The sequence below is a fragment of the Bacteroides sp. AF34-31BH genome, assembly GCF_003602795.1.
Taxonomy (GTDB): domain Bacteria; phylum Bacteroidota; class Bacteroidia; order Bacteroidales; family Bacteroidaceae; genus Bacteroides; species Bacteroides uniformis.
Map to the genome: position 1 here is coordinate 55617 of NZ_QTLV01000013.1, position 24498 is coordinate 80114.

A 24498-nucleotide genomic window follows, 5' to 3' on the forward strand; every position below is an offset into this window, starting at 1 on the left:
AACTTAGGCGCGGATTATGCGGATTTAGTTTATCTAACTCCGCGTATTCCGCGTAATTCGCGCCTAAAATCATTCTCCGAACAGCCACTTATTCAGCCACTTGTTGACGTAGATGTTGACCACAGCACATCCAGCACCGATTGCAGCCCCCGCCAACACATCTGACGGATAATGCACTCCCTCGTTCATACGGGAAACTCCCACGGAACAAGCCCACAGGGCAGACGGAGCTATCACATACCATTTAGGATACTTTACACTGAGCGAGGTGGCAAGGGCAAAAGCCGTCGCCGTATGTCCAGAAGGAAAAGACGGGCTGCCTTCATGGCTATATGCATGCACTCTGTCGGGATATTTATCATAAGGACGCTCACGGTCCACCAGATATTTCATTCCATAAGTCACAACAAAAGCCCCCGCTACACTTGTACCTACGTAGACCGCATCTTTCAGCAAACCCTTATCATGTTTTATCCAAGCGGCAACCGCCATCGCCACCGGAACACCGACAGCAACATAGGGCTCCGAACGTGAAATTATCTTATTATAGTTACGGACAAACTTGCCATCCCAACTGTTAACCCGGTGCAAAGTGTTAATATCCCAATTCTGTGCCGAAAGACCGGATACAACAAGGCAGATAAAATATACAAAAAAAATAGCCTTTTTCATAAGTCCTTTATATTAGTTTGACGCAAAGATAGGACAAATAGATAGAGTTTTCACAAAAAAATTCTATCTTTGTTGCCACATTTATAATAATTCGCTAATCATTTCATGAGACTGGAAACTTGCTGCAACCGACAGATTGATTGTATGGTATGTCCCCAAAAATCAGAAGGAGTATTGGTTTACCGCCACTACCCCAAGGGACAACATTTCTCTGCTGAAAAGTGCACACAGAACAGCATGATATTTATGCTGAAAGGTGAATTACTTGTAAACAGTGACGAATATCCGGGCACCACTCTCCAAAGCCGCCAGCTCATCTTGCAAGCCATCGGCTCCAAAGTAGAACTCCTGGCTTTGACCGAAGTGGAATATATTGTCTATTGGTTCACCGAGCTTCCTCTGATTTGCGAAGAGCGCTACAAGGAGATACTGAAACGCTCGGAAGCCCCCTTGACTTATACCCCGCTTACCGCGATTTCCATGCTCGAAGGGCTCCTGAAAAGCCTTGCCTGCTACCTCAACGAGCAACCCTATGCGTGCAGCAAATACATTGAAATGAAATGCCAGGAATTGGTATACATATTGACATGCTACTATCCGCTACACCAAATCAGTACATTCTTCTACCCCATCAGCACTTATACGGAAAGCTTCCAATATTTCGTCATGCAGAACTACGACAAGGTGAAGAATGTGGAAGAGTTTGCCCACCTCGGCGGATATACCACCACCACATTCCGCCGTCTGTTTAAAAATATGTATGGGGTCCCGGTCTATGAATGGATTCTGGACAAGAAACGTGAAGGAATTCTGAACGACCTGCAATACACCAAACAACGCATTTCAGTCATCAGCGCCCGCTATGGCTTTGATTCCCTATCCCACTTTGCCCACTTCTGCAAAGACTCTTTCGGAGACACGCCCCGCGCCCTGAGAAAACGTTCAGCAAACGGAGAAAAGATTTCCATTATCTGCAAAGAGCAAGGCAAAGACCAGGAGGACGAGTAAACCTTTTACTTGTCCGTAAACTTCGCATTCTGCCGGATTACGGAATTATTTCTTTAATCGCTTGCTTTATCGCTGGATTTCTCCTATTTTTGCGAAACATTTACAGAAGTATCCTGATAGAACAAATTTTCAAACTATTAAATAACTTAAATTCAATCATTTATGTGGTTAAGTAATTCATCTGTAGGAAGGAAAGTGGTGATGAGCGTTACCGGTATCGCCCTTGTCCTGTTTCTGACATTTCACATGGCGATGAACCTGGTTGCATTAGTCTCGGCTAATGGCTACAACATGGTTTGTGAGTTCCTGGGAGCAAACTGGTACGCATTGGTGGCTACGGTAGGTCTGGCTGCCTTATTCATCATCCACATCATCTACGCTTTCTGGCTGACTATGCAGAACCGTAAGGCACGTGGTAGCGAACGCTATGCCGTTACGGAAAAGCCCAAGACTGTGGAATGGGCTTCTCAAAACATGCTCGTACTGGGTATCATCGTAATCGTGGGTTTGGGCCTGCACCTGGTAAACTTCTGGGCTAAAATGCAGCTTCCCGAGTTGATGCACAACATGGGCATGCATGCTGACACCCTCACGCTGGCATATGCAGCCAACGGTGTCTATCACATTCAAAACACCTTCAGCAATCCGGTATTCGTAGTGCTTTACCTTGTTTGGCTGGGCGCATTGTGGTTCCACCTCACTCACGGTTTCTGGAGCTCCATGCAGTCTTTGGGCTGGAACAACAAAGTATGGATTAACCGTTGGAAATGTATCTCCAACATCTATTCTACTATCGTTGTCCTCTGCTTCGCTCTGGTAGTTGTCGTATTCTTTGCAAAATCATTGTGCGGCGCTTGCTAAATTCAAATTGTAAATGACTAAATTGTAAATTGCATTATGACTAAGATAGATTCTAAAATACCGGAAGGACCGGTGGCTGAGAAATGGACCAATTATAAGGCTCACCAAAAATTAGTAAACCCTGCCAACAAACGTCGTCTGGACATCATCGTAGTAGGAACCGGACTTGCCGGTGCCAGTGCTGCCGCCTCTCTGGGCGAAATGGGTTTCAGAGTATTCAACTTCTGCATCCAGGACTCTCCGCGCCGTGCACACTCCATCGCTGCACAAGGTGGTATCAATGCTGCTAAGAATTACCAAAACGACGGTGACTCTGTATACCGTCTGTTCTACGATACAGTAAAGGGTGGCGACTACCGTGCCCGCGAAGCCAACGTTTACCGTCTGGCTGAAGTATCCAACAATATTATCGACCAATGCGTTGCACAAGGTGTTCCTTTCGCCCGCGAATACGGCGGTACACTGGACAACCGTTCTTTCGGTGGTGCTCAGGTATCCCGTACTTTCTATGCCAAGGGTCAGACCGGACAGCAGCTGTTGCTGGGTGCATACTCTGCATTGAGCCGCCAGGTGAACGTAGGCACTGTGAAACTGTATACCCGCTACGAAATGGAAGACGTTGTCCTCATTGACGGACGTGCCCGCGGTATCATTGCAAAGAACCTCGTTACCGGTAAATTGGAACGTTTTGCCGCCCACGCTGTGGTAATCGCTACCGGTGGTTACGGCAATGCCTACTTCCTTTCTACCAATGCAATGGCATGTAACTGCTCTGCAGCAATGGCTTGCTACCGTAAAGGTGCCTGGTTTGCCAACCCTGCTTACGTACAGATTCACCCCACTTGTATCCCGGTTCACGGTGACAAGCAGTCTAAGCTGACTTTGATGTCCGAATCTCTGCGTAACGATGGTCGTATCTGGGTTCCGAAGAAGCTGGAAGATGCCAAGAAACTGCAGGAAGGTACACTGCAAGGAAAAGATATTCCCGAGGAAGACCGCGACTACTACCTGGAACGCCGTTATCCGGCATTCGGTAACCTCGTTCCGCGTGACGTTGCCAGCCGCGCTGCCAAAGAACGCTGCGACAAGGGCTTCGGCGTAAACAACACCGGTCTTGCCGTATTCCTTGACTTCTCCGAAGCTATCAACCGTCTGGGTAAAGATGTCGTTGCACAACGTTACGGCAACCTCTTCGATATGTATGAAGAAATCACTGATGTCAGCCCATACGAAAACCCGATGATGATTTATCCGGCTATCCACTATACCATGGGTGGTATCTGGGTTGACTACGAACTGATGACCTCCATCAAGGGACTGTTCGCCATCGGTGAATGTAACTTCTCCGACCACGGTGCAAACCGCCTCGGTGCTTCCGCCCTGATGCAAGGTCTGGCCGATGGTTACTTCGTATTGCCTTACACTATCCAGAACTATCTGGCCGACCAGATTACAGTTCCCCGTTTCTCTACCGACCTGCCCGAATTTGCAGCTGCAGAAAAGGCCGTTCAGGAGAAGATTGACTGGATGATGAACATCAAGGGTAAGAAGTCTGTAGACTCTATCCACAAGGAACTGGGCCACATTATGTGGGAATATGTAGGTATGGGACGTACGGCCGAAGGCTTGAAGGAAGGTCTGAAGAAGCTGAAAGAAGTCCGCAAGGAGTTCGAGAAAGAACTGTTCATCCCAGGCGACAAGGAAGGTATGAATGTAGAACTCGACAAGGCTATCCGTCTGTACGACTTCATCACTATGGGCGAGCTGGTTGCTTACGATGCACTGAACCGTAACGAAAGCTGCGGCGGTCACTTCCGTGAAGAATATCAGACTGAAGAAGGCGAAGCCAAGCGTGACGATGAAAACTACTTCTACGTGGCTTGCTGGGAATATCAGGGTTCTGACGAAAAGGAACCGGTATTGCTGAAAGAGCCGCTGGTTTACGAAGCAATCAAGGTACAGACTCGTAACTACAAGAGCTAATCGGGAAGTTGAACATTTAAAGAATTAAAGAAAATGGATAAAAATATATCATTTACGCTCAAGGTATGGCGCCAGAAGGGTCCGAAAGCAAAAGGCGCTTTTGAAACATACCAAATGAAAGATATCCCGGGCGATACTTCATTCCTCGAAATGCTGGATATCTTGAACGAACAGCTGATTTCTGAAGGTAAAGAACCGGTTGTATTCGACCACGACTGCCGCGAAGGTATCTGCGGTATGTGTTCGCTCTACATCAACGGACACCCCCACGGTCCTGCAACCGGCGCTACGACTTGCCAGATTTATATGCGTCGTTTCAACGACGGCGATACCATCACTGTTGAACCGTGGCGCTCTGCCGGTTTCCCGGTTATCAAGGACTTGATGGTCGACCGTACGGCCTACGACAAGATTATGCAGGCAGGCGGCTACGTCAGCGTACGTACCGGTGCTCCCCAGGATGCCAACGCTATCCTGATTCCGAAGCCCATCGCTGACGAGGCTATGGATGCTGCCAGCTGTATCGGTTGTGGTGCTTGTGTGGCTGCTTGTAAGAACGGTTCTGCTATGCTGTTCGTTTCTGCCAAGGTGAGCCAGCTGAACCTGTTGCCCCAAGGCAAACCGGAAGCATTGCGCCGTGCCAAGGCTATGTTGAGCAAGATGGACGAACTCGGTTTCGGTAACTGTACAAACACTCGTGCGTGCGAAGCTGAATGCCCGAAGAATGTTTCCATCAGCAACATTGCTCGCCTGAACCGCGACTTTATCATTGCGAAACTGAAAGACTAATCCGGTCTTTCTGCAAATAATATAGGATGCGCTTCGGATAAACCTTTTGAGCAAGCTCAGATTTATCACTCAGCTTTCACTATATTTGATTAATATCACAAGAGACTCCTCTGCCGGGAAACCGCCGGAGGAGTTTTTTTATGACATGCCGTTTACTTCAGATAAATTGCCGGCACGCAAGCTACGGGGAGAAGCCCCGAAATTCTTTTTGCAGAAATTGGAAAAATGAGGCAGCGATTCAAAGCCATATTTATAGCAAATCTCTGATATAGAAGCATCCGTATAACGAAGTTCATAAACCACGCTTTCCTTCCTCCGTTCCATCATCCACTCGTACACCGGTTGATGAAAAACAGAATTGAATATACGCCGGAAAGTAGCTACTGTATATCCTCCCAACTGGGCAAGTTCCTCTACCGTCTTGACTTTGGCATGATTCTGCAAGACAAAGTAGTGAAAGGAATTAGTATACTGGGCAAGAGAATGTATCAGCATGGAAAGCTCATAGTCGGAGTAGTAATTTCCAAGAATGAAAGCAAGTTCTTTCCTTTTGAAACAAAGCATTTCCCGGCAAATCTTCTCCTCGGACAAATAGGCCTTGGAACTTTCCAGAAAGAGCTGCAACTCGGGAGTAATGGTCAAAGGATAGAATATCAATGGAGGGGTAACCTCTTTCATAATATGGTTATACCGGTCCTCACAGAAGAATTCAGGCTTACTGAACCGGTAACAAACGCATTCCACATCCGTCATGGCAAGTATTTCGTACTTGGAACCAATAGCTTGAAGGATGAACTCACCTGCATGCAACACAGTTCCCGCATACTCCTTACTGTTGACAAGCACTTCTCCTTTCAGCAGGAAAATTATAATATTTTCCTCACACTTTCGCGCCGGCAGATGGAATCCTCTGAGGTGGGAAGCATATATTATTGCATTGTCCACAGCCTTGGGACATTGAGCGCATTGTTTTTTACCTCTGCAAGCAGAAGAGTTGGGCATCGGCAAGTAGATTTGTTTGTTTGTTGCAGTGACAAAAATAGATAAATAATACTCATAAAAGAAACATTCCCCGAAAACTTTCATAAAGAAGTTTCGGGGAATGAATAAAATAGAAGTAATTCAGTTTTTTATTGCGGACAGTGCCGTTTTATTTTTCCACGTTCGTATCATCAGCCGTACTCCATGGACCAACTTCAGGTACAAAGGTTACTTTTGCCGCCTTATTGGCCAGCGTCAGCGTATAACGTATCTTTTTGCCTTCACCCCAGGCTTGTGTATCATTCAAGTCAATGGCGGAAGTTACAGTATCAAGAAGAACGTCTTTCTCATAGATGTCATAGACAACATTGATTTTGGCATTCGTATCCAACGTCTGGGGCATCAACATCCAGGCTGCATTCATTTCCACACCCGTTGTATTCACTTCCAATGCACTGCCGGCAATCGTATGCGCATAAGTGGCTGTTCCTTCTTGTGACTTCCATGTTGAATCATCAAAACCATAAGTTCCCTTATTGTGCACGCCGGATATTGTAAGTGTTTTCAGTTTATAAGTCAAAGCGTCGGCTGCCTTGACAGTGAAATTTATTTGGGTCAGTATATGGCCGAATTTCAAAGATACCCCACTGGCATTTGATGCCTTGGTTGCATCCGTCACTTTCGCGGCTACCAAGTCCGTTTGGGCAGCTACATCTGCTACCGTATAAGTAATGGAAGGATATATAGCACCAGCAGCCGGTTGATTGTACGTCAAGGCTCCGGTACCCGGATTCCCGTAAGCAAAGAACTGCAAGTTATCCGTCATTGGCCAATAATATGTTCCCCCAGTCAAACTCCAGTTGGGAGCACTATAGGTTACTTTAACATCTGTCATGAATTCCTTCATCGCATCAAAAGTCGCAACGGAGGCCATTGCTGTCGCTCCCGTATTATAAGCATACACAGTGAACCCTACCTTCTGCAATTCCGGCAAATCAGTCACTGTGGCTCTCGTAGTGTTACCCACTACTGTTCCCAATTTAATCTCTGCCTTTTGTCCGGCATTCTCTATCTCCTCACTTTCCGAGCAACTCATTACTGCTGCTGCAGCCAAAGCCAAAAATAAAACCTTCTTCATAATTGTCTGTTATTAAAGTTAATATATTTATTTGTCTGTTTGCTATCAATTCACCGGTAGCTCCACATCCGTCTCATCATCCCAATCATCCACATCGCCACCAATCCCTCCATCTCCTTCATCGGTTCCCGGTTCCAAATCATCCACCACAACCTTGTCCTCCGGTACGGGAACCTCGATATGGATTTCCGACCCAGGAACGCCCACATCAGGTTCTTCTTCGCCTCCTCCCGAGGGAGGAGCTGTTTCAATCACTTCCGTGATATCCACCTTCACCTCTTGAACCGTTTTATCTCGTTTCACAATCTTCAGTGTCAGCAACATAGGACTATCCGCACGGGTCTTGGTATCTTTCAGTAATACAAAACTGGAGAAATACCCCCATAAAAGCCCGTTTTCACGCTTTGTATCCACACATATAGGTACCTCGCTCAAATGGCAAGCACGGTTGCCTATAAAGTAACTTCCGTTCAAGCCGTCCACATGGCAGATGATGCTCGATATTCTATCCCATCCTTCCACCTTTATATCAAAGGAATAATGGTCCACTACCGCTTCCGGCTTCCAGTCCAACGGAAGCGCCACATCACTCTGCCTTATTTCCACCTCGTCCAAAGCCACCACATACAAAGGGTCGGGCGACCAAACCATATCTTCGTGTACATCCAGCCCCGTACAGTGTCCCGTAAAAGCCTCAATCGTCTCATAACTCTCGTCGCCCCGTATCTGTATACTCTCCGTATTGAAGTTATAGGCCACCACCGCATACTTCCCCGGCGGTACCTTCACCTCACCCCCTCCGGCAGGCAGATAACTTTCAACCTTTCTCCCCTGAGTATCTTTCGGATAGAAGATAATCCGCATGGTCTGCGGCAGCTTATCCGTCACCCCTTTCCAATCCAGTTTAATCTGTACTCCGCTAACGGGATAATCATCCAGCATATCGCGGAAGTCACAGCTTCCCAGCATTGGCAACAGTCCGAAGAACAGTCAGAGAATCATATGCCGTGCATCTTTCATACCACTCATCTCCCCGACGTTAGAAGCCATACCAAAGAAATTTTTGCTTTTGTCGGCCCGATAAAGTGATACTTTCCACTGCTGACCCAAACCAAGTCATTTCCATAAGAAGTATATTTCCTGTACTCCGTATCCAAGTATCCAATGCCCACACTGAATTCAATCGCCAGATGCCGAGCCAGTGGACGCACGTATCCATAAGTTATTCCTGCAGCTGCGTAATACTTCCCCCGGTATCCCTTCTCCTTTTTCAACTGAAAATCATAGGTACCTCCTTCGGCATATGCTCCCAGGAAGTGTCCGGACAATCTTCCGCGCGTATGGCGGTTTCCCAACCAGTAACGCGCCTCTGTCCCTCCCGAAAGGAGCTGATAGCAGAAATTACATCCGCTGTCAGACCACCAAGGGCATTTGTACTCAACATTCAAAGACCACCTCTTTCCCAATGGCAGCTCCACTTCTATGTTCGGAGCCAAGGCCAGGTCGTAAAGCAAATTATTTTTTAACGCCAGCACCGTTTTACAAGTATGGCTATGGGATTCTACCGACTTATTCTGCCCTATTACCTGCCCCGACATCATGCAAAAAAGGAGTAGCCAAAAGACATATATAAAAATGCGTTTTCCCATAATTTCGCGTTGTATACAAACAAAAGTAGAAGATAATTACCGAATAAAAATCACTTTCCATCACTCTTTTCAAAGGCTGAAAGGTTCTGTGAAACGATTGAAACAGATTTGCAACTTCTGCCTTATCCGGGACGCTGTGAATAGATTCTTCTCTCTCAAAAAGTCAATCCGTGTGCGAAAACAGTAAAATTCAGTGAAAGAAATACAAAAGAAGTAGCAGGAACATTCTGAAATTTGGAAGATAACAACGGGAACCTTACATTTGTAATGTGATTTTTTTCATAGTATTAGATTTAAGGTTAACAAAGGTTGGAGTACAGCGGTACTCCTTTTTTTATGCCCATACGTTTCTCCGAATGACAAAAAATAGCTATCTTCGATGGCTTTTATAACTGTTAAAGAAGAAAACATCACCACTTGAGCCCATTATGAAAAAACCGGTACTCGCATTGCTTTCCATAATCCTACTTACCGCAGGATGTTCCCAACGGCCTGCTGCCACCACCAAGATACCCCTAACCAGCGCACACCGTGGTGCCGCCACCATCGCTCCCGAAAACACAATGGCATCCGTAGATTCGTGCATCAAATACGGTGTAGGCAATATAGAATGCGATGTCTGCATCAGTAAGGACAGTGTCTTCTACGTACTGCACGATTCCACCCTCGACCGTACCACCAACGGTACCGGCGCCATCTCCCAATGGCTGTCCGCCGACATCGACACACTGGATGCCGGCTCTTGGTTTGCGCCCCGATTTGCCGGACAACGGGTACTACGTCTTACCGACCTGCTACGCAAGGCCAAAGAGCACGGTTTAAGAATCACCATCGACTACCGCAACGGCGGTCTGCACCAATTACTGAATCTGATAAAGGACGAAGGCATGCTGGAAAACTGCAACTTCACCTTCAGCAAGGAGTATCATGCCAAATGCTTCAGAAAGATGGCACCCGAGGTAAGAACCCTGCAAGCCTACATCAAAAGTGAAAAAGACATAGAGCATGTCGTAAAGGAACTGCATCCCGACATCGCTGTCGTCTGGATTGACTCCCTTACCCCGCAATTCGTAAAGAAATGCCGTGAGCACAACCTGCAGGTACTGGCACTTGTCCTGGGGCTGGACGACAAGACGGAAGAGAACCAGAAGGCGGTCGACCTGGGGGTAGACATCATAGCGACGGACCATCCGGAAAAGTTCATCATGAAATACGGGCAACCGTCCATATAAGGCAAGAGACCTGCCGCGCTCAAGTCAGCAAATGATAGACACCGCCCACCATTGCCTTGACCACTCCTTTCATCTCCAATTCAAAAAGCAAGGCACTCATCCGGTTGACGGGTATATCCGCTTCCACCACCATCGCATTGATATGGAGGTCTCCCTGCCGCATAAGGATGCGTACAACAAGCTCCTCCTCTTCCGTCAGTTCCGGGAAAAGATTACGCTGAATACCTTCTGTCCGGGCAGGCTGCTCCGCTACGGCCCAGCCCATAATCTGCACAAACTCTTCCGCATTTTGGATAAGGGCGGCCTTGTTGTCGCGTATCAACCGGTTGCAACCGATGGAAGATTCGTCCGTAACACGCCCCGGAACAGCAAAACAGTCACGATGATATCCCTCTGCCAACTCTGCAGTGATAAGGGAACCTCCCTTTGCGGCAGATTCCACCACAATGGTAGCATCACTCATACCCGCCACAATACGGTTGCGGCTGACGAAATTATGCTTGTCCGGATTCGTCCCGGTAAGGAATTCGGTCAACAGTCCGCCTTGTGCCAGCATGTCGATGGCTGTTTTCCGGTGTACATACGGATAGATGCGGTCCAGTCCGTGAGCAAGGACAGCAACGGTAGGGAGATGATTTGCCAAAGCGGCCCGATGGGCATGGATATCTATCCCGTAAGCCAGTCCGCTTACTACCAGCACATCGGGACAAAGAACGGCCAAATCGCGCAGGAAGTCGGCACAGAATTGCTTGCCGTAATCGGTGGCACGGCGTGTACCTACCATATCGACGACATGCAGGCGGTTGAAATCGGTGTTTCCTTTAAAGAAAAGTACAATCGGTGCGTCCTCACATTCACGCAAGCGGGAAGGGTAAGCCTCATCCTTCAACGTCAGGCAGGAAAGGCGGTTCTTCTCTACAAACTCCATCTCCTGCTCGGCACGCAGAAAGGCAGCGGGACAATCAAGGGCCGTCACTACCCCCGGATTCACACCGGGCATGATTTCGGGGAGCTCCTTCCGCCGACTGAATACTTCGGCAGCACTGCCCGTACCCTCTATTAAACGCTTTGCCCCGATATGTCCTATACCGGGGCAAAGTGTGAGAGCTATACTGCAAATCCGTTCGTCACTGTTCATTCCACCAAAGATTACACGGACTTACCCGGGTTGAGATAAGGGGCAAAAAGGCGGTCGAACAGTTCGCTGTCGCTCAACCGGCCATTGACTACACACACGGTCTCGACCACGCCCTTGAGGCAGACCTTACCGTCGGAAGCACGGAAGATGTCTTGATAGAAGACGTACTTGATGCCTTCCTTCTTCATATAAAGCTTGGAGACAAACTCGTCACCACTCCTCAGGGGAGTCTTGAAAGCCATATTGATACGTGCCACTACCGGGTCTACCCCCTGCTCGTGCAGTCCGGCAAAGCTGACGCCGGCACTCAACAGAAACTCATGGCGCGTATGCTCCAGATAATGCTGATAATTGGCATTATTGACGATGCCTTGCAGGTCGCATTCATAGTCGCGCACCTTCATGGGAAGTTCATAGATATAATTCATATTTACTATTGGACTATTTACTATTTGATACTTAGCCACGTTGTTTCTCCACATCCAAGCCTTTGAACTTCTTCAGTTCCTCTACGCTGACCAGCTTGTAGAGTTTGTCACTGGGACGTATTTTCACCGATTTCATCGAGAAATGCTGGCCTTTCTTTACAGTCTGCACGGGTTTCAAATCGACGCGTGCCTCGTCCAAAGTGACGAATTCGGCACCCGTTGTGGGACCCGTAATCAGCAACTTGTCGCCTACGCTCACTTCGGCTGCTTCTACCAGGAACTCTGCCACACCGATGTTTGAGAAGTAGCGGATGCCCTTACCCACATAGATTTTACGTTCCGTAGCGGCAGAGCCGTAGTTCTTGGTCCATTCGCCCAAGCGTTGTCCCAGGTAGTAGCCGTCCCAGAAACCACGATTGAAGACCGTCTTCAAACGTTCGTCCCACCGGGCAATTTTCTCATCGGTGAATGTATCGTCCAGATAGGAACGGATGGCTTCTTTGTAACACTCCACTACCGTGCGCACGTACTCGGGTCCGCGGGCACGTCCTTCTATTTTGAAAACACGAACACCTGCATCCAGCATCTTGTTCATGAAGTGGATAGTTTTTAAGTCTTTGGGGGACATGATGTATTGGTTGTCCACCTCCAATTCCACATCCGTCTCCTTGTCGCGCACCGTATAACTACGGCGGCATACCTGCATGCAGGCACCGCGGTTGGCGGAGTGGTTCATTTCATGCAATGAGAGATAACACTTTCCGCTGACTGCCATGCAAAGCGCACCGTGGCAGAACATCTCTATACGTATCTGCTCTCCACTGGGACCGCAGATATTCTCCTCACGGATATGTCGGTAGATTTCTGCCACCTGCTCCAAATTCAGCTCACGCGCCAGCACCACCACATCGGCAAACTGCGCATAGAAGCGCAGGGCTTCCACGTTGCTGATGTTGAGCTGTGTGCTGAGGTGTACCTCCTGCCCTATCTGCCGGGCATAGCTCATCACTGCCACATCAGCGGCAATGACTGCCGAGATGCCTGCCGCCTTTGCCGCATCTACAATGGTACGCATCAGCGGAATGTCATGGTCGTATATAATGGTATTGACGGTGAGGTAGCTCTTCATGCCATGTTCGTCGCACGTCCGGGCTATTTCCCGCAAATCGTCGATAGTGAAGGTATTTGCCGAACGGGCACGCATGTTCAGGTTCTCGATACCGAAATAGATGGAGTCGGCACCTGCTTGTATGGCTGCTGCGAGAGATTCGCGCGAGCCTACCGGTGCCATGATTTCGAAGTCACTGATTGAGTGTTTCATCATTTCTTTTTGAATTAGAGTATGCAAAGGTAGGCTTTTTTCTGTACTTTTGCGGACAAATCCGCTTAGATTATGAAGATTAAAGATATAGACCTGGGCCCACGCCCCGTATTCCTCGCCCCGATGGAGGACGTCACCGACCCTGCTTTCCGCCTGATGTGCAAGCACTTCGGAGCAGACATGGTATATACCGAGTTCGTTTCTGCCGATGCCTTGATACGCTCCGTAGGCAAGACCCAGCAGAAACTGAACATCAGCGATGAAGAGCGGCCCGTAGCCATACAGATATACGGACGGGACACCGCCACCATGGTAGAAGCCGCCCGCATTGTGGAGCAGGCACATCCGGACACGCTGGACATCAACTTCGGCTGCCCCGTGAAGCGCGTTGCCGGCAAGGGTGCCGGTGCCGGTATGCTACAGAACATTCCGCTGATGCTGGAAATCACCCGTGCCGTGGTAGATGCCGTGAAGATTCCCGTCACCGTGAAGACCCGCCTGGGCTGGGATGCCAACAGTAAAATCATCGTAGACCTTGCCGAGCAGTTGCAGGACTGCGGCATTGCCGCCCTCACCATCCACGGCCGTACCCGCGCCCAGATGTATACCGGCGAGGCGGACTGGACACTTATCGGCGAGGTGAAAAAGAACCCACGCATGCACATTCCCATCATCGGCAACGGTGATATCACCACTCCCCAACGGGCCAAAGAATGCTTCGACCTCTACGGTGTGGACGCCATCATGATAGGCCGTGCCAGCTTCGGCCGCCCGTGGTTCTTTAAGGAAGTGAAGCATTATTTGGAGACGGGCGAAGAACTCCCTCCGCCGAGTTCCGAATGGCGGCTGAACGTACTCCGCCAGGAAGTGGAAGACAGCGTCAACCTGCTGGATGAACGACGGGGCATACTGCACGTGCGCCGCCACCTGGCAGCAAGCCCGCTCTTCAAAGGGATTCCCAATTTCCGCGACACCCGGATAGCCATGCTGCGGGCAGAGACGAAGGAGGAACTGTACCGCATCTTCGAAGAGATAGAACCGTTGCTGCCATAGGAGAAAACCGCATACGATTTTTACCATCGAGTCCGATACTTGAGCAATCATCCTCACGCCCCTTCTTGAATAGCTTCTGAGAGGGGGGGAGTATTCAGACGCAGATGACACGCTTTGTTGCCATCCGCATAACTCACTGTCTGTCAGCAAGAAATTTTGCCAACCACTTGCCTTGCCCTTGGCAAACTTTTGCCATGCCTATGGCAAAGTTTTGCCAACGCGGTGGCAAAGCCTTGCCAATGGGAAGGCAAAACCTTGCCAACAAGGAGGCAAGAAAAAAACATTGTTTCTTTGGCAGAAAGAAACAAGTCCCTATATTCGTCTTCCCAAGAAAGAAAGAATCCCATAAATATGTCTTTATGAAAAAGAAAAAACTGCTCAAACAGCTCATCGTAAACTTCCAGCATTCACTTCCGGCAGAAGTTTATCCGCGTACATTGGTATTGCCCACAGACAGTGGAAAGATAATCACCGTGCCCGACTAGCGGAACATCGGCTGCGCAAACCATCGCTTGAACATCCACGTGGCCAGGATATAAATGCCGAAAGCCGATACGAAACCCACGATAGAGTCTATCAGGTAATGTGCCTGGATATAGACCGTAGCCCCGCACAACAGCAGATAGAAAGGAAACAAGCAGGCAAACAGACGCTTGCTGCCACGCCATGCCATAATCATCAGTACCGTAGACATTCCGACGTGCGAACTGGGAAAAGCAGCCGTGGGGCGCTCACCCACCTGCTGGGAACTCTCCACCAGGTTGTAGAAGAAGCCGTGCTCATAGCCCGGACCGGGAAGAAGTTCCTGATGGTGATGGAAATAGTCACCGATGGACGGGAAGATACCTTGCGCCACATGGTCGCTTCCAATGGCGGGGAAGTAGAACTGCGGCCCGGCAACGGGGACGAAAATATAAATAAGGTAATAGATGAAGAAAGCGGTGACGATGACGAACGAAACCTTCTCGAAAAGGTCGAAACGATAAAGGAAATACCACACCACCACCAGCAGAATCATCGGATAATAGAAGAAGTATCCCATATTGAACGGCTCGCTCACCCACATCTGCGGAAACCTTTCACAGAACCACACAGCAGGCTGTCCACCAAACATCCACTGCTCCACCGACGCGAACACGTGGTCGAGATTGGGGAATATCCGGTTGAACTCAAAGGTGTCGGGATACCAATAGGAAAGCAGTGACATCTGGATGGCTATGCGCACAAAGGCAGAGAACTTGCAGGGTGCCAGCCGGTAAAGATACATCAACAGGAACGTCATACCCGCAATGACAACACGGTCTGCAAGCATCTGCACCGGATGATCCATTTCCTGAAAAAGAAACAGAATGAGAATGGAAGTCAGCAAATTGTATATCAGCGTAATCTTCTCTACCGCAAAAAGCCCCTTACGGGTTTCTACCCTTTTAAATAAATCTAAAGCCATCCCTTATCCTTATACCAGGCAATGGTTTCCTTTACACCCCGTTCCAGGTCGTACTCAGGACTGAAGCCCAGTTCCTCGACGGCCGGTGTGATGTCACACTGCCAGTTGCGTTGTTTCATTATTCTATACTTGTCCGAATTGAGCGTACTGGTCTTGTTCTGCCGCTTCGCCCAGAATTCGGCGAGCAAAGATACGACTTTCAATACAATTAACGGACATCTCAGGCGAATAACAAACGGATTGCCCAATTCTTTCCTTATCAAATCGGAAAAAGCACGGCTGCTATACACCTTCCCGTCAGCCAGGAAATAGGCGCGGCGGGACACCTGCTTCTCTATCCCGAGGAAGACAGCCTGCACGATGTCCTTTACATATACAAACGTCAAGTCCTGGCGGCAGAAGCCTACAGAAAAGTCCGTATGCTGCCGGATGGACTTCGCCATGAGGTAATAATCCTTCTCACGCGGCCCGTATACACCCGTCGGCCGGTAGATGACGTAGGGGAAACCCGGAATACTCTGCAAATAAAGTTCTGTTTTCAGTTTACTGAGTCCGTAAGCGGTATTGGGTGAAGGGGGGTCACTCTCCATAATCGGGTCGTAGGTCCTCTCGCGTACCGGGCCGAACACACTCAGCGTACTGATGAAGATAAACTGCTTGGGAATCATGTTCAGCTCCCTCAGCGTATCGATGAAGTATTTGGTCTGCAGATAATTCACCAAATCGAATTCGTTCTTGTCCACACACTTCGTCACACCGGCACAATGGACAATATAATCAAACTTATTGTAGGTCCCTTTATGTCCCGAGAGTTGTGCCCTCAGTTCATTGGGGTGCGCAAAGTCCAGTTCGAGGAAATGTATCTTGCGGTCACGCAGATACTCGCGGCTGCTGGACGAACGTACACCCGCCCACACACCGAACTTGCGCTTCAACGCCTCCTCCACGATGAAACTTCCGATAAATCCGCTTGCTCCTGTAATTAAAATCGATTCCACTTCTTCTGTTACAAATTACTAATTACTTTTCATCCGGTCCGTCACCTTGACGCTCCTTGTGTTACTCTGTCGCCTCGTTACTCTTCTTCACCGGCTCCACATGGATGCTGACCAGTGTTCCTTTGCCGAACTGCCTTTTCAGCTTGTTCTCCACCGCCGTTGCCGTCTCGTGAGCTTCCTCCAGCGAGATGCTACCATCCATACGCACATGCACCTCGATGGCACAATAACTGCCGATGCGGCGCGTACGAAGGTGATGCGGCGAGCTGATACCGGGAAAAGAGAGAATCGTCTTCAGTATCTCATCCTCCACCTCGGCAGGCAATGATTTCTCCAACAGTTCGTCCACACACGGTATCAACAACTGCACAGCCACCTTCATAATGAAGAAGCTGACAATAACCGCTGCCACCGGGTCCAGCACCCGCCAATGGTCACCCAAAAGAATGGCGCCACCTATACCCGCTGCCGTGCCTATGGACGAAAACACGTCACTCCGGTGATGCCAGGCATTGGCAACAACCGCCTGCGAATTCAACTTCCTGCCCTTGAATACGGTATATTGATAAAGCACTTCCTTGAAAACGATGGATACCAATGCAGCCACCAGTGCCAGTATACCGGGTTCCTGCAGAGAGCCGCCTTGCAGGAAGCGGTAAATGGAGGAAGCCCCGTTCCAGAAAATGCCGAATCCCACAAACAACAGAAAAATACCGATAATGGCAGTTGCCAGCGTCTCGTACTTGCCATGACCGTAATCGTGTCCTTCATCTTCGGGCTTTGCCGAAATGCGCACAAAAACAATGACAATAATATCTGTAATGAAATCCGACAAAGAATGTACCGCATCCGCCAGCATGGCGGCACTGTGACCTACAATACCTGCAAAGAATTTGAAGACAAGCAAGAGAAAGTTTACCACACTTCCCACAACCGTCACCCGGTAAATGTCTTTTTCCCGTGTGGCATCTGCTTTTTTGTTCAGAGTTTGCATTTCCATCTGCTTTTCGTCTAAGGTACAGCCTATCTTCACTTTGTGTGCAAATATAGTACATAAATCCATTACAATCTGTCGTTCCTTCATTATTTTCAATAGAATGATAATATTTTGAAGTCTGAGTGAACGAAGGAACATATTTATTTGTTTACTTTGCAAGAGGTAATCACCACAGATTACACAGATTGACACAGAATCTCTATTTATACATAAAATACATCATAACATTATGGCCAAAAAGAAAGAAAAGAAAGCCGGCAAACGCATGAAGAAGAAAGAGCTCGTCAAAGTACTGCTGGAATTCTTCCACACAAAGCAAGACGAAGTATTATCCCTGAAATACATCTTTGAACAACTCCACCTCACCACACATCCGCTGAAGATGCTGTGCATGGACATCTTGTCCGAACTGTCGATGGACGACTACATCACAGAAGTGGACAAGCACAAATACAAGCTGAACAACCACGGCGTGGAAATGACCGGAACCTTCCAGCGCAAGAGCAACGGCAAGAATTCCTTTATACCGGAAGGTGGAGGCGAACCGATATTCGTGGCCGAACGCAACTCGGCACACGCCATGAACAATGATAAAGTGCGTATCGCCTTCTATGCCAAGCGTCGCGGACGCGAAGCCGAAGGAGAAGTCATCGAGATACTGGAACGTGCCAACGACACCTTCGTGGGTACCCTGGAAGTTGCCAAGTCATACGCTTTCCTTGTAACGGAAAACCGTACGCTTGCCAACGACATCTTCATCCCCAAAGAAAAGTTGAAAGGCGGCAAGACGGGCGACAAAGCCATCGTAAAGGTGGTGGAATGGCCCGACAAAGCCAAGAACCCCATCGGCCAGGTAATCGACATCCTGGGGCGCGCAGGAGACAATACCACCGAGATGCACGCCATCCTGGCGGAATTCGGCCTGCCCTATGTCTACCCCGCTGCCGTAGAGAAAGCTGCCGACAAGATACCCGCCGAAATCTCCGCCGAGGAAATAGCCCGACGTGAGGACTTCCGGGGTGTGACCACCTTCACCATCGACCCCAAGGATGCCAAGGACTTCGACGACGCCCTCTCCATCCGCAAACTGAAAGGGGGACTTTGGGAAGTAGGCGTACACATTGCCGACGTGACCCACTACGTGAAAGAGGGCGGCATCATAGACAAGGAAGCCGAGAAGCGTGCCACATCCGTCTACCTCGTAGACCGCACCATCCCAATGCTCCCCGAACGGTTGTGTAATTTCATCTGTTCACTCCGCCCCGACGAAGAGAAGCTTGCCTACTCCGTCATCTTTGAAATGACGGAAAAAGGCGAAGTGAAGAACTCACGCGTGGTACATACCGTCATCAAGAGCGACCGCCGCTTCACCTACGAAGAAGCCCAGGAGATTATAGAAACCGGCAAAGGAGACTTCCAGGAAGAGGTGCTCCAACTGGATAAGCTTGCCAAAATACTGCGTGAGAACCGCTTTAAGGCAGGAGCCATCAACTTCGACCGCTACGAAGTGAAGTTCGAAATTGACGAGAAGGGCAAACCCGTCAGCGTCTACTTCAAGGAGTCGAAAGATGCCAACAAGCTGATAGAGGAGTTCATGCTGCTTGCCAACCGCACCGTAGCCGAAAAGATAGGCCGCGTGCCCAAAGGCAAGAAAGCCAAAGTGTTGCCATACCGTATTCACGACCTCCCCGACCCGGAGAAGCTGGACAACCTGGCACAGTTCATCGCCCGTTTCGGCTACAAGCTGCGTACCAGCGGTACAAAGACCGACATCTCCAAGTCCATCAACCACCTGCTGGACGACATCCAGGGCAAGAAGGAGGAGAACTTGATTGAAACCGTCTCCATCCGCGCCATGCAGAAGGCACGCTACTCCGTGCATAACGTGGGGCACTATGGTTTGGCTTTCGATTACTATACCCATTTCACCTCGCCCATCCGCCGCTATCCGGATATGATGGTACACCGTCTGCTCACCAAGTACTTGGACCAGGGAGGCCGCACCGTGTCCGAACAGAAATACGAAGCCCTCTGCGAACACAGCAGCAGCATGGAGCAGATAGCCTCCAACGCGGAACGCGCCTCCATCAAGTACAAGCAAGTAGAATTCATGACCGAACGCCTGGGACAGACCTTCGACGGTGTCATCTCCGGCGTAACGGAATGGGGACTCTACGTGGAGCTGAATGAGAACAAGTGCGAAGGCATGATTCCCATCCGCGACCTCGACGATGACTATTACGAATTCGATGAAAAGAACTACTGCCTGCGCGGACGCCGCAAAAATAAAATTTATAGTCTGGGAGATGCCATTACCATTAAGGTGGCACGCGCTAACTTGGAAAAGAAGCAGTTGGACTTTGCACTGGTGTAACCTCACCTCCTCTCCCCTCTCCGATAGAGAGGGGAGAGGAGAGCAATGAATTGAAAACTTGCGAAACTTGAGTGAAGTGAAATAAAGAATAACCCTACAATATTAAATATCCCCACTTCCCCACTCCCCTCTCTTTCGGAGAGGGGCCGGGGGTGAGGCTTTGCACATGAAGACAATTACTATTACAGACCCTACACAGATTGAGGAAATTATCCGTAAATGCCCATACTGCATAGTGGGCATCACAGACCTTGAAGGAAACCCATATGCGGTTCCCATGAACTTTGCCTATCAAGACGGGGTAATATACTTGCATTCCGGCCCGGAAGGCAGTAAAGTGGAGATGGTAACAAAGCACCCGCAAGTTTGCATCACCTTCTGCGAAGGACACGAGCTGGTTTATATGCACCGGCAAGTGGCATGCAGCTACAGCATGAAGTCGCGCAGTGTTATCTGTCGTGGGAAAGTACACTTCGTGGAAGACATGGAAGAGAAGCGACGCGTACTCGACATGCTGATGAAGCAATATACGGAAAATGAATGCAAATATGCCGAACCCGCCGTACGCAATGTCAAGATATGGGAAGTGAAAGTAGAGAAAATAAGCTGCCGGTCATTCGGGTTAAGACCAAGCGAACTATAAATACCATCTGCCGGTCACCTGCTCCACATTGATGGAGCGGATAACCGGCAGAAATATTTACTTTTACAACGGATATTCCTCAAATGCATACAACAGCGTCGAAAGATACCGTTCTCCCGTATCGGGCAGCAGCGCTACAATCGTCTTTCCTTCATTCTCGGGCAACCGTGCCAAGCGGGTAGCTGCAGCAACGGCAGCTCCCGAAGAGATGCCGACCAACAATCCCTCATACTTCGCCAGTTCGCGGCCCGTACGTATGGCGTCATCATTGGATACCTGCAGAACTTCGTCTATTACGGCACTGTTATAGTTCTTCGGCACAAATCCGGCACCGATACCTTGTATTTTATGGGGACCGGGCTTCCCACCGGAAAGTACGGGAGAATCTTCGGGCTCCACAGCCACAATCTTTACCTTCGGGTTATTGGCTTTCAAGGCTGCACCCACACCACTCACTGTGCCTCCCGTCCCTACACCGGCCACGAAAATATCCACCCGGCCGTCTGTATCACGCCAGATTTCTTGTCCGGTAGTACGCTCGTGCATTGCCGGATTGGCAGGATTGTCAAATTGCTGTAGAATCAGCGAGCCGGGGTTGGCGGCTTTCAGTTCTTCGGCACGGGCTATTGCGCCTTTCATACCGTCGGCACCCGAAGTCAGTACCAGTTCCGCACCAAGGGCTTTCAAGAGGTTGCGGCGTTCCAAACTCATCGTGTCGGGCATCGTCAGTATCAGCTTGTAACCTTTGGCGGCGGCCACAAAAGCCAGCCCTACGCCCGTATTCCCACTGGTAGGTTCGATGATGGTGGCACCAGGCTTCAACAGCCCTTTTGCCTCGGCATCTTCTATCATGGCAAGCGCCACGCGGTCCTTCACACTGCCGGCAGGGTTAAAATATTCCAATTTGGCAATAACACGGGCTTTCAGACCCTTATTCTTGTTATAATTATTCAACTCCAGCAAGGGAGTGTTGCCTACCAGGTCGGTAAGGCGTTCTGCTATCTTCTTCATAATCCAACTGTTTTTAAATTCCTCATTCCCCTAAGGGAAAAGACTAACAATCCGGAGTGGAACGAGGTATGTTATTTCTTACAAGACAAAAGTAGCGCAAAATTGGTTCGTAGAAAATACCACAAATATGGTAAATACGTACTATAAATGAGGGATATGTAGGATATTTGACGAGTATTTCCTATCTTTGTTGCCACTTTTAAACTTAAGGATATCATAATGAGTCCACTCAACTTTACCCACATTTTGACACAAGCAGTCGATGAGCTATCGGAAAGCGAATCATACAAAGGACTGTTTCACCAGCATACGGACGGCAACCCGCTGCCTTCGGCAAAAGTGCTGCGCGACATCATCGAACTGGCGCGAGCCATCATCTTCCCCGGATATTTCGGAAATTCTACGGTCAACAGCCGTACGGTGACTTACCATATCGGTGTCAATGTCGAACGCTTGTTCGACCTGCTGACCGAGCAAATCCTTGCCGGCCTCTGCTTTGCAGGCGACGGCGAATGCAACTGTTGTACCGAGCTCCAACGGGAAGAAGCCGCCTTATTGGCTGCCAAGTTCATCAGCAACCTGCCGGCAATGAGACGTACACTCGCCACAGATGTGGAAGCCGCCTACAACGGTGACCCCGCCGCACAGTCGTTCGGCGAAGTCATCAGCTGCTATCCGGCCATCCGCGCCATCAGCAACTACCGCATCGCACACGAGTTGCTCAAGTTGGGTGTTCCCCTCATTCCCCGCATCATCACCGAGATGGCGCACAGTGAAACGGGAATCGATATCCATCCAGGAGCGGAAATAGGTGGTTATTTTACCATCGACCACGGTACGGGTGTGGTAATCGGCGAGACCTGCATCATCGGCAACAACGTGAAGCTGTACCAGGGTGTGACCCTCGGTGCCAAGAGCTTCCCGCTAGACGAAGACGGCAAGCCCATCAAGGGTATTCCCCGCCATCCCATTCTGGAAGACAATGTGATAGTCTATTCCAACGCCACCATATTGGGACGCATCACCATCGGACAAGGAGCCACCGTAGGCGGCAATATCTGGGTGACAGAAGATGTTCCCGCAGGAGCAAGGATTGTACAGACAAAGGCCAAGAAGTAAGTCACAAACAACCAATAAACAATTAAAATCGTAAATAACTCAAATCAGCAGTTCAAGTAGTTAAATGGTTATCAGCCACTAATGAGAGAAACGAGTGACAACTACCCAGATTGCCGATTCACATAAAGTAAATGCATAGATGAGCGAACAATCTTTTGAAATGATTGCCAAAACCTTCCAAGGACTGGAAGAGGTACTGGCACAAGAGCTGACTGCACTGGGCGCCAACGAAATAGAAATAGGCCGCCGCATGGTATCTTTCAGTGGTGATAAGGAAATGATGTACAAGGCAAACTTCTGCCTGCGTACAGCCATCCGGATACTGAAACCCATCAAACACTTCACAGCCAAAGATGCCGACGAGGTTTACGAACAGATTAAAGCCATCCGATGGGAAGACTATCTGGATACGGACAAGACCTTTGCCGTGGACGCGGTTGTATTCAGTGAAGAGTTCCGTCATTCCAAGTTCGTTTCCTACAAGGTGAAGGATGCCATCGTGGACTATTTCCGCGAGAAGACCGGCGAACGTCCCGGCGTGCGTGTCAACAAACCGGACGTGCTGCTGAACATACACATTGCCGAAACCAAATGTACGCTGTCTCTCGACTCCAGCGGCGAATCGCTGCACCGCCGCGGTTATCGCCAGGAAGCAGTAGAGGCCCCGCTGAATGAGGTGCTGGCCGCCGGCATGATATTGATGACCGGCTGGCGTGGCGAATGTGACCTGATAGACCCGATGTGTGGTTCGGGAACCATTCCCATCGAAGCGGCGCTGATTGCACGCAACATCGCTCCGGGCGTATTCCGCAAGGAGTTCGCTTTCGAGAAGTGGGTGGATTTTGACCAGGAGCTGTTCGACACGATATACAATGACGACAGCCAGGAACGTGAATTTACGCATAAGATATACGGTTACGACAACAGCCCGAAGGCAAACGAAATTGCCACACACAATATAAAGGCTGCCGGCGTAAGCAAGGACGTGGTATTGAAGCTGCAACCTTTCCAGCAATTCGAGCAACCTGCGGAGAAATCCATCATCATCACCAATCCTCCCTACGGTGAGCGTATCTCTACCAACGACCTGCTGGGCCTTTACTCCATGATTGGCGAGCGTCTGAAACATGCCTTTACGGGCAACACCGCATGGATTCTTTCTTACCGGGAAGAGTGCTTCGACCAAATCGGGCTAAAAGCCACCTCCAAGATACCTTTATTCAATGGTGCGCTGGAATGCGAATTCCGCCAGTACGAAATCTTCGATGGAAAGTACAAGGAATTTCGTGCCGAAGGCGAGGAGTTGAGCAAGGAGCGCAAAGAATTTCGTCCGGCTTCTGGGGAACGGAAAGAGTTCAAACCCGGAGAAAGACGCGAATTCCGTCCCCGATTCAGTGGAGAGAGACGTGAATTCGGTAGCGAAAGACGCGAGTTCAACGGCGAACGCAGACCAAGAGAATTCAAGGACGGCGAAAAGCGCGAATTCCGTCCGCGTGAAAGAAGAGAGTTCAAGGATGGGGAAAGACGGGAGTTCAGACCGAGGGAAAGACGTGAATTCGGTGGAGAACGCAGAACAAGGTCGGGTGAGTCTTACCCGGAAAGCAAAAGAAGAGAGGCGGGAAAGAAGGAAGAAGAATAACACGAACAATGACAAGG

22 protein-coding genes and 1 pseudogene are annotated in these 24498 nt (G+C 49.4%); 11 read left to right on the forward strand and 12 right to left on the reverse strand.

What is annotated here, in order from left to right; translation table 11 throughout:
- Positions 1-69: 69 nt before the first annotated feature.
- On the reverse strand, positions 70-672 hold the full coding sequence (locus DWZ67_RS16900) for a phosphatase PAP2 family protein (protein ID WP_005830921.1): 603 nt from the start codon (positions 670-672) through the stop codon (positions 70-72).
- Positions 673-777: 105 nt separating this feature from the next.
- Here DWZ67_RS16900 and DWZ67_RS16905 point away from each other — a divergent pair, with 105 nt between their 5' ends.
- From DWZ67_RS16905 to DWZ67_RS16920, 4 genes are all read left to right on the forward strand, one after another.
- Positions 778-1680, forward strand: coding sequence for a helix-turn-helix domain-containing protein (locus DWZ67_RS16905; protein WP_022400963.1), 903 nt, complete (start codon positions 778-780; stop codon positions 1678-1680).
- Between the two features lie 162 nt (positions 1681-1842).
- Positions 1843-2541, forward strand: a complete 699-nt coding sequence (locus tag DWZ67_RS16910; protein ID WP_005830923.1) for a succinate dehydrogenase/fumarate reductase cytochrome b subunit — start codon at positions 1843-1845, stop codon at positions 2539-2541.
- Positions 2542-2577: 36 nt separating this feature from the next.
- Entirely contained in the window at positions 2578-4524 is a 1947-nt protein-coding gene (locus DWZ67_RS16915; RefSeq protein WP_005830924.1) for a fumarate reductase/succinate dehydrogenase flavoprotein subunit, read from the forward strand.
- A 33-nt stretch (positions 4525-4557) separates the two neighbouring features.
- Complete coding sequence (locus DWZ67_RS16920) at positions 4558-5313, forward strand: succinate dehydrogenase/fumarate reductase iron-sulfur subunit (RefSeq protein ID WP_005830925.1); 756 nt, start codon at positions 4558-4560, stop codon at positions 5311-5313.
- A gap of 138 nt (positions 5314-5451) precedes the next feature.
- Here DWZ67_RS16920 and DWZ67_RS16925 read toward each other — a convergent pair whose 3' ends face one another.
- The 4 genes and pseudogenes from DWZ67_RS16925 to DWZ67_RS16940 form a co-directional block, all read right to left on the reverse strand.
- Positions 5452-6315: a helix-turn-helix domain-containing protein gene (locus tag DWZ67_RS16925; RefSeq protein WP_117703902.1), complete on the reverse strand. Its 864-nt coding sequence runs from the start codon at positions 6313-6315 to the stop codon at positions 5452-5454.
- A gap of 148 nt (positions 6316-6463) precedes the next feature.
- Positions 6464-7432: a fimbrillin family protein gene (locus DWZ67_RS16930; RefSeq protein ID WP_005830928.1), complete on the reverse strand. Its 969-nt coding sequence runs from the start codon at positions 7430-7432 to the stop codon at positions 6464-6466.
- Between the two features lie 45 nt (positions 7433-7477).
- Positions 7478-8401, reverse strand: a complete 924-nt coding sequence (locus DWZ67_RS16935; RefSeq protein WP_120139383.1) for a DUF5119 domain-containing protein — start codon at positions 8399-8401, stop codon at positions 7478-7480.
- A gap of 56 nt (positions 8402-8457) precedes the next feature.
- A pseudogene (locus DWZ67_RS16940) lies at positions 8458-8973 on the reverse strand (DUF3575 domain-containing protein); the annotation flags it as partial.
- Between the two features lie 536 nt (positions 8974-9509).
- On the opposite strand from DWZ67_RS16940, the gene DWZ67_RS16945 reads away from it, so the two are divergent.
- On the forward strand, positions 9510-10313 hold the full coding sequence (locus DWZ67_RS16945; RefSeq protein ID WP_087333178.1) for a glycerophosphodiester phosphodiesterase: 804 nt from the start codon (positions 9510-9512) through the stop codon (positions 10311-10313).
- A gap of 19 nt (positions 10314-10332) precedes the next feature.
- Here the strand turns inward: DWZ67_RS16945 and dprA are convergent, their stop codons facing one another.
- Genes dprA through DWZ67_RS16960 form a run of 3 tightly spaced genes read right to left on the reverse strand, consistent with a single transcriptional unit; the run spans position 10333 to position 13203 of the window.
- Positions 10333-11451, reverse strand: a complete 1119-nt coding sequence (gene dprA, locus DWZ67_RS16950) for a DNA-processing protein DprA (RefSeq protein ID WP_057088802.1) — start codon at positions 11449-11451, stop codon at positions 10333-10335.
- 11 nt (positions 11452-11462) lie between these two features.
- Entirely contained in the window at positions 11463-11879 is a 417-nt protein-coding gene (locus tag DWZ67_RS16955) for an acyl-CoA thioesterase (protein ID WP_044468320.1), read from the reverse strand.
- 31 nt (positions 11880-11910) lie between these two features.
- The gene (locus DWZ67_RS16960; protein WP_005830944.1) at positions 11911-13203 is read right to left on the reverse strand and encodes a peptidase U32 family protein; all 1293 of its coding nucleotides are present in this window, start codon (positions 13201-13203) and stop codon (positions 11911-11913) included.
- A 69-nt stretch (positions 13204-13272) separates the two neighbouring features.
- On the opposite strand from DWZ67_RS16960, the gene dusB reads away from it, so the two are divergent.
- A complete protein-coding gene (dusB, locus tag DWZ67_RS16965; RefSeq protein WP_005830947.1) occupies positions 13273-14253 on the forward strand; it encodes a tRNA dihydrouridine synthase DusB in 981 nt (326 codons plus the stop codon).
- Positions 14254-14612: 359 nt separating this feature from the next.
- Positions 14613-14738 (forward strand): hypothetical protein, encoded by a 126-nt coding sequence (locus DWZ67_RS20600; protein ID WP_005834280.1) that lies wholly within the window; start codon positions 14613-14615, stop codon positions 14736-14738.
- On the opposite strand, the gene DWZ67_RS16975 is transcribed toward DWZ67_RS20600, so the two are convergent.
- The 3 genes from DWZ67_RS16975 to DWZ67_RS16985 all read right to left on the reverse strand — a co-directional run bounded on the left by DWZ67_RS16975 (position 14735) and on the right by DWZ67_RS16985 (position 17698).
- Positions 14735-15700 carry a phosphatase PAP2 family protein gene (locus DWZ67_RS16975; RefSeq protein ID WP_005830954.1) on the reverse strand — a complete coding sequence of 322 codons (966 nt, stop codon included), beginning with the start codon at positions 15698-15700 and terminating at the stop codon, positions 14735-14737. The two genes, DWZ67_RS20600 and DWZ67_RS16975, sit on opposite strands and share 4 nt — an antisense overlap.
- On the reverse strand, positions 15691-16698 hold the full coding sequence (locus DWZ67_RS16980; protein ID WP_005830955.1) for an NAD-dependent epimerase/dehydratase family protein: 1008 nt from the start codon (positions 16696-16698) through the stop codon (positions 15691-15693). The genes DWZ67_RS16975 and DWZ67_RS16980 overlap by 10 nt, the downstream gene beginning before the upstream one ends.
- Before the next feature lie 61 nt (positions 16699-16759).
- Positions 16760-17698 carry a cation diffusion facilitator family transporter gene (locus DWZ67_RS16985; protein ID WP_120139407.1) on the reverse strand — a complete coding sequence of 313 codons (939 nt, stop codon included), beginning with the start codon at positions 17696-17698 and terminating at the stop codon, positions 16760-16762.
- A 226-nt stretch (positions 17699-17924) separates the two neighbouring features.
- Here DWZ67_RS16985 and rnr point away from each other — a divergent pair, with 226 nt between their 5' ends.
- Both rnr and DWZ67_RS16995 read left to right on the forward strand, forming a co-directional pair.
- The gene (gene rnr, locus DWZ67_RS16990; RefSeq protein WP_005830959.1) at positions 17925-20069 is read left to right on the forward strand and encodes a ribonuclease R; all 2145 of its coding nucleotides are present in this window, start codon (positions 17925-17927) and stop codon (positions 20067-20069) included.
- A 166-nt stretch (positions 20070-20235) separates the two neighbouring features.
- The gene (locus DWZ67_RS16995) at positions 20236-20712 is read left to right on the forward strand and encodes a pyridoxamine 5'-phosphate oxidase family protein (RefSeq protein WP_005830961.1); all 477 of its coding nucleotides are present in this window, start codon (positions 20236-20238) and stop codon (positions 20710-20712) included.
- Positions 20713-20775: 63 nt separating this feature from the next.
- On the opposite strand, the gene cysK is transcribed toward DWZ67_RS16995, so the two are convergent.
- The gene (gene cysK, locus DWZ67_RS17000; protein WP_005830963.1) at positions 20776-21723 is read right to left on the reverse strand and encodes a cysteine synthase A; all 948 of its coding nucleotides are present in this window, start codon (positions 21721-21723) and stop codon (positions 20776-20778) included.
- A gap of 219 nt (positions 21724-21942) precedes the next feature.
- On the opposite strand from cysK, the gene epsC reads away from it, so the two are divergent.
- Complete coding sequence (epsC, locus tag DWZ67_RS17005) at positions 21943-22842, forward strand: serine O-acetyltransferase EpsC (RefSeq protein ID WP_005830965.1); 900 nt, start codon at positions 21943-21945, stop codon at positions 22840-22842.
- Between the two features lie 139 nt (positions 22843-22981).
- Positions 22982-24481, forward strand: a complete 1500-nt coding sequence (locus DWZ67_RS17010; protein ID WP_009037570.1) for a THUMP domain-containing protein — start codon at positions 22982-22984, stop codon at positions 24479-24481.
- The last annotated feature ends 17 nt before the right edge of the window (positions 24482-24498 follow it).

Excerpts from the sequence above, each read along its gene's own strand:
- rnr (WP_005830959.1), top strand. The coding sequence starts at position 17,925 with ATGGCCAAAAAGAAAGAAAAGAAAGCCGGCAAACGCATGAAGAAGAAA.
- DWZ67_RS16920 (WP_005830925.1), top strand. The coding sequence starts at position 4,558 with ATGGATAAAAATATATCATTTACGCTCAAGGTATGGCGCCAGAAGGGT.
- DWZ67_RS16995 (WP_005830961.1), top strand. The coding sequence starts at position 20,236 with ATGAAGACAATTACTATTACAGACCCTACACAGATTGAGGAAATTATC.
- DWZ67_RS16900 (WP_005830921.1), bottom strand. The coding sequence starts at position 672 with ATGAAAAAGGCTATTTTTTTTGTATATTTTATCTGCCTTGTTGTATCC.
- DWZ67_RS16930 (WP_005830928.1), bottom strand. The coding sequence starts at position 7,432 with ATGAAGAAGGTTTTATTTTTGGCTTTGGCTGCAGCAGCAGTAATGAGT.
- DWZ67_RS16960 (WP_005830944.1), bottom strand. The coding sequence starts at position 13,203 with ATGATGAAACACTCAATCAGTGACTTCGAAATCATGGCACCGGTAGGC.
- DWZ67_RS16975 (WP_005830954.1), bottom strand. The coding sequence starts at position 15,700 with ATGGCTTTAGATTTATTTAAAAGGGTAGAAACCCGTAAGGGGCTTTTT.
- DWZ67_RS16985 (WP_120139407.1), bottom strand. The coding sequence starts at position 17,698 with ATGGAAATGCAAACTCTGAACAAAAAAGCAGATGCCACACGGGAAAAA.
- DWZ67_RS16945 (WP_087333178.1), top strand. The coding sequence starts at position 9,510 with ATGAAAAAACCGGTACTCGCATTGCTTTCCATAATCCTACTTACCGCA.
- DWZ67_RS16955 (WP_044468320.1), bottom strand. The coding sequence starts at position 11,879 with ATGAATTATATCTATGAACTTCCCATGAAGGTGCGCGACTATGAATGC.
- epsC (WP_005830965.1), top strand. The coding sequence starts at position 21,943 with ATGAGTCCACTCAACTTTACCCACATTTTGACACAAGCAGTCGATGAG.
- DWZ67_RS16915 (WP_005830924.1), top strand. The coding sequence starts at position 2,578 with ATGACTAAGATAGATTCTAAAATACCGGAAGGACCGGTGGCTGAGAAA.
- DWZ67_RS16935 (WP_120139383.1), bottom strand. The coding sequence starts at position 8,401 with ATGCTGGGAAGCTGTGACTTCCGCGATATGCTGGATGATTATCCCGTT.
- DWZ67_RS16905 (WP_022400963.1), top strand. The coding sequence starts at position 778 with ATGAGACTGGAAACTTGCTGCAACCGACAGATTGATTGTATGGTATGT.
- dusB (WP_005830947.1), top strand. The coding sequence starts at position 13,273 with ATGAAGATTAAAGATATAGACCTGGGCCCACGCCCCGTATTCCTCGCC.
- DWZ67_RS16910 (WP_005830923.1), top strand. The coding sequence starts at position 1,843 with ATGTGGTTAAGTAATTCATCTGTAGGAAGGAAAGTGGTGATGAGCGTT.
- DWZ67_RS17010 (WP_009037570.1), top strand. The coding sequence starts at position 22,982 with ATGAGCGAACAATCTTTTGAAATGATTGCCAAAACCTTCCAAGGACTG.
- cysK (WP_005830963.1), bottom strand. The coding sequence starts at position 21,723 with ATGAAGAAGATAGCAGAACGCCTTACCGACCTGGTAGGCAACACTCCC.
- dprA (WP_057088802.1), bottom strand. The coding sequence starts at position 11,451 with ATGAACAGTGACGAACGGATTTGCAGTATAGCTCTCACACTTTGCCCC.
- DWZ67_RS20600 (WP_005834280.1), top strand. The coding sequence starts at position 14,613 with ATGAAAAAGAAAAAACTGCTCAAACAGCTCATCGTAAACTTCCAGCAT.
- DWZ67_RS16925 (WP_117703902.1), bottom strand. The coding sequence starts at position 6,315 with ATGCCCAACTCTTCTGCTTGCAGAGGTAAAAAACAATGCGCTCAATGT.